The sequence below is a fragment of the Xanthomonas albilineans genome (assembly GCF_002939705.1).
Lineage (GTDB): Bacteria > Pseudomonadota > Gammaproteobacteria > Xanthomonadales > Xanthomonadaceae > Xanthomonas_A > Xanthomonas_A albilineans.
The window spans coordinates 156,059-162,369 of record NZ_MDCB01000008.1 but is presented as its reverse complement, the minus strand read 5'-3'; the positions used below and the strand labels follow the sequence as shown (position 1 = coordinate 162,369).

The window sequence follows — 6,311 nt, the reverse complement described above, 5'->3', positions numbered from 1 at the left end:
GACAACGTCAAGATGACGGTGACGCTGATCAATCCGGTGGCGATGGACGAAGGCCTGCGTTTCGCGATCCGCGAAGGCGGCCGGACGGTCGGCGCCGGCGTGGTGGCCAAGATCATCAAGTAATGCCCTCCGGCAGCCTGGGCTGCGGGATGCGGTAGAGATAGCCGGCGACAGATGTCGCCGCGAACGCAAAGGGCCGGCGCAAGTCGGCCCTTTGTCGTTCGTGGTCATGCCATGCACCGGTCTAAATTTCTCGCCACAGAAGTGTTGCGATCAGGTCAAACCCCCCCTATAATGCGCGGCTCGGCGTTCCTGGGTAGGGCGCCGACAAGACAGCGAAAAGAGGGGCAGGAAGTCGCTCGTGTTCGCAAGACCGGGAAGGTCGCGTTGCATTGAGGGCGCACAACCTTAGGTTGTTGACGTTGCTCTAGCATCGCATTATACTTTTCCGTTCTAGGCAGGCCGGGTCGACTGGTCTGCCTCAGTTTTTGGGGTGCAGGAGTGCCCTCGCCGAGTCGGAAGACTTGACGCATACGACATCAGGACATCACCGGGGCAGGTATCCCAGAGGCCTTGCCCGTCGCTCTTTTAACGAAGGAACCACCGTCATGGCGGACCAAAAGATCCGGATTCGGTTGAAGGCGTTCGATCATCGTTTGATCGACCGTTCGGCCAGCGAGATCGTTGAGACGGCCAAGCGGACCGGCGCGCAAGTGCGTGGCCCGATCCCGTTGCCGACCAAGATCGAACGCTACACCATCCTCGTTTCTCCGCACGTCGATAAAGACGCGCGCGACCAGTACGAGACCCGCACGCACAAGCGCGTGCTCGACATCGTCGACCCCAACGACAAGACCGTGGACGCGCTGATGAAGCTCGAACTCGCGGCTGGCGTCGATGTCCAGATCAAGTTGACCTGAGGGCTGCGACCATGACGAAGAAATATTCGTTGGGCTTCGTGGGCCGCAAGGCCGGCATGAGCCGCGTCTTCACCGAAGATGGCCGCTCCATTCCGGTGACCCTGATCGAAGCGACCCCGAACCGTATCACCCAGCTCAAGACGGTCGAGAACGACGGCTACAGCGCTGTGCAGATCACTGTGGGCACCCGTCGTGTCGCGCTGGTCAACAAGCCGGCGGCTGGCCACTTTGCCAAGGCGAAGGTGGAAGCGGGTCGCGGCCTGTGGGAATTCCGCGTCGAAGACGCGCAGCTGGGCGACTTCGCCATCGGCGGCGAGATCAAGGTGGACATCTTCGCGGTCGGCCAGAAGGTCGACGTCCAGGGTGTTACCAAGGGTAAGGGCTTCCAGGGCACCATCAAGCGGCATAACTTCCGCATGGGCGATGCCACCCACGGTAACTCGCTGTCGCATCGCGTGGGCGGGTCGCTGGGTCAGCGCCAGACCCCAGGTCGCGTTTTCCTGGGCAAGAAGATGTCCGGGCACATGGGCGCGGTGCAGCAGAGCACGCAGAATCTGGAAGTGGTCAAGGTCGACGTCGAGCGTGGCCTGATCGCCATTCGCGGCGCGGTGCCTGGCGCTGCCGGTGGCGACGTGATCGTGCGTCCGGCTAGCAAGGCATAAGGAGAGATGACGATGGAACTCGTTATCACGGGTAGCAATAACAAGGTCTCGGTTTCCGACGCCGTGTTCGGTCGCGATTTCAGCGAGGATCTGGTGCACCAGGTCGTCGTTGCTTATCGCAACGCCGGTCGCGCCGGCACCAAGGCGCAGAAGACACGTTCGGAAGTTAACGGCACCACCAAGAAGTCGAAGAAGCAGAAGGGGGGTGGCGCTCGCCACGGCGCGCTGACCGCTCCGATCTTCGTCGGTGGCGGCGTGACCTTTGCGGCCAAGCCGCGCAGCTTCGAGCAGAAAGTGAACCGCAAAATGTACCGTGCGGCGATCTGCGCGATCTTCTCGGAACTCAATCGTCAGGGCCGTCTCAAGGTTGTCGACGCGTTCGATCTCGAAGCCAGCAAGACCAAGGGTCTGATCGAGAAGCTGAAGGGTCTGGACGTGGGCAAGCGCCCACTGATCGTGACCGAAGAGGCGTCCGAGCATCTGTACCTGTCCGCTCGCAACATCCCTTATGTGGAAGTGCGCGACGTGCAGGGCCTGGATCCGGTGTCGCTGGTCGGGGCCGATACGGTCGTGATCACCGCCGATGCGGTCAAGAAGGTCGAGGAGTGGCTGGCATGAGCAGCAACGAAAAAATCTTCAGCGTGCTGCGTGCCCCGCGTGTCTCGGAAAAGACCGCGCGCCTGCAGGAACTCTCCAATCAATACGTCTTCGAGATCTCGAGCGAAGCCACCAAGGCCGATGTCAAGGCTGCGGTCGAGCAGCTGTTCGACGTCAAGGTCGAGTCGGTCAACGTGTTGAACGTCAAGGGCAAGAATAAGTCCTTCCGTTCGCGCAGCGGTCGCCGCGGCGATTGGCGCAAGGCGTACGTGCGTCTGGCCGAAGGCCAGTCCATCGACGTAACGGCCAAGGCCTGAGGTACATCCCATGCCATTGATGAAATTCAAACCCACCTCCGCAGGCCGTCGTTCGGCCGTGCGTGTGGTCACGCCCGATCTGCACAAAGGCGCCCCGCACGCTGCACTGGTGGAAAAGCAGAGCAAGTCCGGTGGTCGTAACCACCACGGCCGCATCACTACCCGTCACGTGGGTGGTGGTCACAAGCAGCACTACCGCATCATCGACTTCAAGCGCAACAAGGAAGGTATCCCGGCGCGTGTGGAGCGGATCGAATACGATCCCAACCGCACCGCCCATATCGCCCTGCTGTGCTACGCCGATGGCGAGCGTCGCTACATCATCGCCCCGAAGGGCTTGAAGGCTGGCGATCAGGTGATCGCCGGTTCCGATGCGCCGATCAAGACCGGCAACACCCTGCCATTGCGCAATATTCCGGTCGGTACGACGGTGCATGGCATCGAGTTGAAGCCAGGCAAGGGCGCGCAGATTGCACGTGCCGCCGGTGCGGCGGTGCAGTTGGTCGCGCGCGAAGGCATCTATGCCACCCTGCGCCTGCGTTCCGGCGAAATGCGCAAGGTGCCGTCCGAGTGCCGTGCGACCATCGGCGAAGTCGGCAACGACGAGCACAATCTCGAGAAGCTGGGCAAGGCTGGCGCCAAGCGTTGGCGCGGCGTGCGCCCGACCGTGCGCGGTGCGGCCATGAACCCGGTCGATCACCCGCACGGTGGTGGCGAAGCGAAAGCCGGTCAGGGTAATCCGCATCCGGTTACCCCGTGGGGTGTGCCGACCAAGGGTTACAAGACGCGCCATAACAAGCGCACCGAACAATTCATCGTCCGCGATCGTAGGGGCTAATCGACCATGGCACGTTCACTCAAGAAGGGCCCGTTCGTCGATCACCACCTCATCAAGAAGGTGGAGGCCGCGGCCGGCAGCAAGCGTCCGATCAAGACTTGGTCGCGGCGTTCCATGATCCTGCCGGAAATGGTGGGTTTCACCATCGCCGTGCATAACGGCAAGAACCACGTTCCGGTGCTGGTCAACGAGAACATGGTCGGCCACAAACTCGGCGAATTTGCCGTCACCCGGACCTTCAAGGGTCACGGTGGCGACAAGAAGTCGAGCCGCTAAGGAGAGATGACGATGGAAGCGAAAGCAATCCTGCGCACCGCGCGCATCTCCCCGCAGAAAGCCCGACTGGTCGCTGACCAGGTGCGTGGTCTTTCCGCCGAGCGGGCAGTCAACCTGCTGAAGTTCTCGGACAAAAAAGCCGCGCACCTGATTAAGAAGGTCGTGGAGTCGGCGATTGCCAATGCCGAGAATAATCAAGGCGCGGATGTCGACGAGTTGAAGGTCAAGACCATCATGGTTGATGAAGGTCCGAGCCTGAAGCGTTTCATGGCGCGGGCGAAAGGCCGCGGTACCCGCATCCTCAAACGCACCAGCCACATCACTGTGGTTGTGGGCGCTGCCAAGTAAGCGGAAAGGAAAAGACGATGGGTCATAAAGTTAATCCGGTCGGAATCCGCCTCGGTATCTCCAAGGACTGGAATTCTAAGTGGTACGCCAACAAAGGCGAGTTTGCCGGGTACCTGGCAGCCGACCTCAAGGTGCGTGAAATGCTGCGCAAGAAGTTGGCGCAGGCTGGCATCAGCAAGATCTTGATCGAGCGTCCGGCCAAGACCGCGCGCGTGACGATCTACACCGCCCGTCCGGGCGTGGTGATCGGCAAGCGTGGCGAGGACATCGAGAAGTTACGCAAGGAAGTGAGCGAGATGATGGGCGTTCCCGCCCACATCAACGTGACCGAAGTGCGCAAGCCGGAGCTGGATGCGCAGTTGGTCGCCGAGTCGATCGCGCAGCAGCTGGAGCGCCGCATCATGTTCCGCCGCGCGATGAAGCGCTCGGTCGGTAACGCGATGCGCCTGGGCGCCCTGGGGATTAAGGTCAGCGTTTCCGGTCGCTTGAACGGTGCGGAAATCGCCCGTTCCGAATGGTACCGCGAGGGCCGTGTGCCGTTGCATACGCTCCGTGCCGACATCGGCTATGGCTTCGCCGAAGCCAATACGACCTACGGCACCATTGGCGTCCAGGTGACGATAAACAATGGCGAGATCTTCGATTTCTCCCAGGTTGGCCAGGAAAAGCAGGACGACTCCCCGCGCAACGATCGTAATGATCGTGGCGACCGTCCGTCGCGTCCGGCCCGTGAAGCGAGGTAACGGCAATGTTGCAACCTAAGCGAACCAAATACCGCAAGATGCACAAGGGCCGTAACGATGGCCTGGCGTGGAGCGGCAACGCCGTCAGCTTCGGCGAGTACGGCTTGAAAGCCACCGCGCACGGTCAGCTGACCGCGCGCCAGATCGAAGCGGCGCGCCGCTCGATCAGCCGCTACGTCAAGCGCGGCGGCAAGATGTGGATCCGCGTGTTCCCGGACAAGCCGATCACCAAGAAGCCGATCGAAGTGCGAATGGGCTCCGGCAAGGGTAACGTCGAGTACTGGGTCGCGCAGATCCAGCCCGGTCGCATGATCTATGAAATCGAAGGTGTTGGCGAAGATATCGCGCGCGAGGCGTTCCGTCTGGCCGCTGCCAAGCTTTCGGTGACCACCACCTTCGTGACCCGGACGGTACGCTGATGGACATCAAACAACTCCGCGAGAAGTCGGCCGACGATCTGAAGGCCCATCTGACCGATCTGCGCAAGGAGCAGTTCGCTCTGCGCATGCAGCGGGTCACCGGGCAGCTGCCGAAGACTCACGAAACCCGCCGGGTGCGCCGCGAGATCGCTCGCGTCAAGCACCTGCTCGGCAGCACGAAGTAAGGATGGCCGTGATGAGCGATAATAACGAAAACAAAACACTGCGCACGGTCGAAGGCCGTGTGGTCAGCAATAAGATGGACAAGACCGTCACCGTGCTGGTGGAGCGTCAGGTCAAGCATGCGCTGTACGGCAAGTACATCAAGCGCTCGACCAAGCTCCATGCCCACGATGCCGACAACGCCTGCAACGAAGGCGATGTCGTGCGCGTGACCGAGATTGCGCCGCTGTCCAAGACCAAGAACTGGCGGGTGGTGGCAATCGTCACCCGCGCGGTCGAATAAGGGAGATCTGAATCATGATCCAGATGCAGAGCTACCTCGACGTCGCCGACAACTCAGGTGCCAAGGAAGTGATGTGCATCAAGGTGCTCGGCGGCTCCAAGCGCCGTTATGCGCACATTGGCGACATCATCAAGGTCACCGTCAAGGACGCGATCCCGCGTGGCAAGGTCAAGAAGGGCGAAGTCTACGATGCCGTCGTGGTGCGTACCCGCAAGGGGGTGCGTCGTCATGACGGTTCGTTGATCCGCTTCGATGGCAACGCCGCCGTGTTGCTCAACAACAAGCAGGAGCCGATCGGTACGCGTATCTTCGGGCCTGTGACCCGCGAGCTGCGTTCCGAGAAGTTCATGAAGATCGTCTCGCTCGCTCCCGAAGTGCTGTGAGCGGAGGACATACACATGGCTAACCGTATCAAGAAGGGCGACCAGGTCGTCGTCACCACCGGCAAGGACAAGGGCAAGCAGGGCGAAATCGTCCGCGTCGATGGCGATCGCGTGATCGTCTCCAACGCGAACATCGTCAAGCGCCATACCAAGCCGAACCCGCAGGCAGGTGTCGCTGGCGGCGTGGTCGAGCGCGAAGCGTCGATCCATATTTCCAACGTGGCCATCCTCAACCCGGCGACGGGCAAGGGCGAGCGCGTTGGCTTCAAGGTGCTGGAGGATGGACGCAAACTGCGTGTGTTCCGCTCCAGCGGTGAGGCGCTTGACGCCTGAGGAATGACA

At 61.3% G+C, this 6,311-nt stretch carries 14 protein-coding genes; all 14 read left to right on the top strand.

Annotation, left to right across the window (positions count from 1 at the left end; translation table 11 throughout):
• A partial coding sequence (locus tag XalbCFBP2523_RS09390) for an EF-Tu C-terminal domain-related protein (protein WP_488175802.1) occupies positions 1–123 on the top strand: 123 nt, incomplete at its 5' end.
• 485 nt (positions 124–608) lie between these two features.
• Positions 609–920: a 30S ribosomal protein S10 gene (gene rpsJ / locus XalbCFBP2523_RS09385; protein ID WP_010341589.1), complete on the top strand. Its 312-nt coding sequence runs from the start codon at positions 609–611 to the stop codon at positions 918–920.
• An 11-nt stretch (positions 921–931) separates the two neighbouring features.
• Positions 932–1,582: a 50S ribosomal protein L3 gene (gene rplC / locus XalbCFBP2523_RS09380; protein WP_012915058.1), complete on the top strand. Its 651-nt coding sequence runs from the start codon at positions 932–934 to the stop codon at positions 1,580–1,582.
• A gap of 12 nt (positions 1,583–1,594) precedes the next feature.
• The gene (gene rplD, locus XalbCFBP2523_RS09375; RefSeq protein WP_012915059.1) at positions 1,595–2,200 is read left to right on the top strand and encodes a 50S ribosomal protein L4; all 606 of its coding nucleotides are present in this window, start codon (positions 1,595–1,597) and stop codon (positions 2,198–2,200) included.
• Positions 2,197–2,496 carry a 50S ribosomal protein L23 gene (rplW, locus tag XalbCFBP2523_RS09370; protein WP_003470672.1) on the top strand — a complete coding sequence of 100 codons (300 nt, stop codon included), beginning with the start codon at positions 2,197–2,199 and terminating at the stop codon, positions 2,494–2,496. The genes rplD and rplW overlap by 4 nt, the downstream gene beginning before the upstream one ends.
• 10 nt (positions 2,497–2,506) lie before the next feature.
• Positions 2,507–3,334, top strand: coding sequence for a 50S ribosomal protein L2 (gene rplB, locus XalbCFBP2523_RS09365; RefSeq protein WP_045726892.1), 828 nt, complete (start codon positions 2,507–2,509; stop codon positions 3,332–3,334).
• 6 nt (positions 3,335–3,340) lie between these two features.
• Positions 3,341–3,610, top strand: coding sequence for a 30S ribosomal protein S19 (rpsS, locus tag XalbCFBP2523_RS09360; protein ID WP_012915061.1), 270 nt, complete (start codon positions 3,341–3,343; stop codon positions 3,608–3,610).
• Between the two features lie 12 nt (positions 3,611–3,622).
• Positions 3,623–3,958: a 50S ribosomal protein L22 gene (rplV, locus tag XalbCFBP2523_RS09355; protein WP_003486710.1), complete on the top strand. Its 336-nt coding sequence runs from the start codon at positions 3,623–3,625 to the stop codon at positions 3,956–3,958.
• Between the two features lie 17 nt (positions 3,959–3,975).
• Complete coding sequence (rpsC, locus tag XalbCFBP2523_RS09350; protein WP_012915062.1) at positions 3,976–4,701, top strand: 30S ribosomal protein S3; 726 nt, start codon at positions 3,976–3,978, stop codon at positions 4,699–4,701.
• Between the two features lie 5 nt (positions 4,702–4,706).
• Positions 4,707–5,120, top strand: coding sequence for a 50S ribosomal protein L16 (gene rplP / locus XalbCFBP2523_RS09345; RefSeq protein ID WP_012915063.1), 414 nt, complete (start codon positions 4,707–4,709; stop codon positions 5,118–5,120).
• Positions 5,120–5,305 carry a 50S ribosomal protein L29 gene (gene rpmC / locus XalbCFBP2523_RS09340; RefSeq protein WP_012915064.1) on the top strand — a complete coding sequence of 62 codons (186 nt, stop codon included), beginning with the start codon at positions 5,120–5,122 and terminating at the stop codon, positions 5,303–5,305. The genes rplP and rpmC overlap by 1 nt, the downstream gene beginning before the upstream one ends.
• Before the next feature lie 11 nt (positions 5,306–5,316).
• On the top strand, positions 5,317–5,586 hold the full coding sequence (gene rpsQ / locus XalbCFBP2523_RS09335) for a 30S ribosomal protein S17 (protein ID WP_012915065.1): 270 nt from the start codon (positions 5,317–5,319) through the stop codon (positions 5,584–5,586).
• Between the two features lie 14 nt (positions 5,587–5,600).
• On the top strand, positions 5,601–5,969 hold the full coding sequence (rplN, locus tag XalbCFBP2523_RS09330) for a 50S ribosomal protein L14 (protein WP_012915066.1): 369 nt from the start codon (positions 5,601–5,603) through the stop codon (positions 5,967–5,969).
• 15 nt (positions 5,970–5,984) lie between these two features.
• Positions 5,985–6,302 (top strand): 50S ribosomal protein L24, encoded by a 318-nt coding sequence (gene rplX, locus XalbCFBP2523_RS09325; RefSeq protein WP_045726894.1) that lies wholly within the window; start codon positions 5,985–5,987, stop codon positions 6,300–6,302.
• The last annotated feature ends 9 nt before the right edge of the window (positions 6,303–6,311 follow it).